2 protein-coding genes are annotated in these 1,145 nt (G+C 27.2%); one reads left to right on the top strand and one right to left on the bottom strand.

The genetic code is table 11. The annotated features are described in order from the left end of the window. Positions 1-481 (top strand): DNA adenine methylase (locus LS81_RS10975; RefSeq protein ID WP_034348053.1); only part of this gene is annotated, 481 nt, incomplete at its 5' end. 76 nt (positions 482-557) lie between these two features. Here LS81_RS10975 and LS81_RS10970 read toward each other — a convergent pair. Next, the coding region (locus LS81_RS10970) for an aldo/keto reductase (RefSeq protein ID WP_034348055.1) at positions 558-1,145 on the bottom strand (588 nt) is incomplete at its 5' end.

The following is a 1,145-nucleotide window of genomic DNA, read 5'->3' as shown; positions in this document are numbered from 1 at the left end:
AGAATCTAAAATAGAGATTTTTAGAAAAGATTCAAATAAACTTGTTAAAGATTTTATTAAACAGCAAAGGAAAATAGATATAGCCTTTATCGATCCACCTTACAACTCAAGGCAATATAGTAGATTCTATCACCTGCTAGAAACTATTACACTCAACGATAAACCAAAACTTCATGGCATAGCACTAAAAAGAGAGCCAGAGAATATGAGTGAGTATTGCAAAGTAGGAGCGGAATCTGTATTTCGTGAGTTATGTGAGGATTTAAGCAAGATTGCTAGATTTTTGGTCGTAACCTATAATAATACTTATACTTCAAAATCAAGCTCAAGTGCAAATAAAATAAGCCTAGAATCTCTTAAAACAATTTTAGAAACTTTTGGCACAATCACTTCACACAAGATTCCACACAAAGCCTTTAATAGTGGAAAAACAGATTTTAAAAACCATGCAGAATATATCTTTGTATGCGAAATAGACTAACTATTTAATACATCTAAATATTAAACATAGACTAAAGTATTATAGAGTAGCTCTAAGTCAAGAGTTTTTTGTAAAATTATTCATACCACCCAAAGAAGCTTTTATTTTTATCCAAATCCATTAGTTTTTGTAAATCTTTATTTTCTAATTCAAAATCAAAGATTTGCAAATTTTGTTTCATTCTTTGCAGATTAGAACTTTTAGGAATGAGTAAAATATCACGCTTATATAAGAAATTTAAGATAATTTGTGCAGAAGTTTTTAAATATTTTTTAGCCATATCTAATAAAATAGGATGATTAAAAATTTCATTTTTATTTGCTATGAAAGGACTCCAAGATTGCAAAAATATATCATGTTTTTGTAGCACTTTATGTAAAGATTTTTGCTGATATAAAAGATGGGTTTCGCATTGATTAAGTACTGGTTTTATTACCACTTTTTGCATGAATTCAAGAAGAAAATTTTCATTAAAATTACTTACCCCTAAAGATTTTATAAGCTTATTTTCAAAAGCTTCTTGCATAGCTTCATACATGTAAAGACTATTTTTGTAAGGCTCATGAATTAAGAGTAAATCTAAATATTCTAAATCAAGTTCTTCTAGACTTCTTAAAATTTGATCTTTTGTTTGCAAATAATTTAAATTTTGTGAAATTTTAGA

This window comes from Helicobacter trogontum (genome assembly GCF_000765905.2).
GTDB classification, from domain to species: domain Bacteria; phylum Campylobacterota; class Campylobacteria; order Campylobacterales; family Helicobacteraceae; genus Helicobacter_A; species Helicobacter_A trogontum.
Note: the sequence above shows the minus strand (reverse complement) of the source record. Positions and strands in the feature narration are given on the sequence as shown.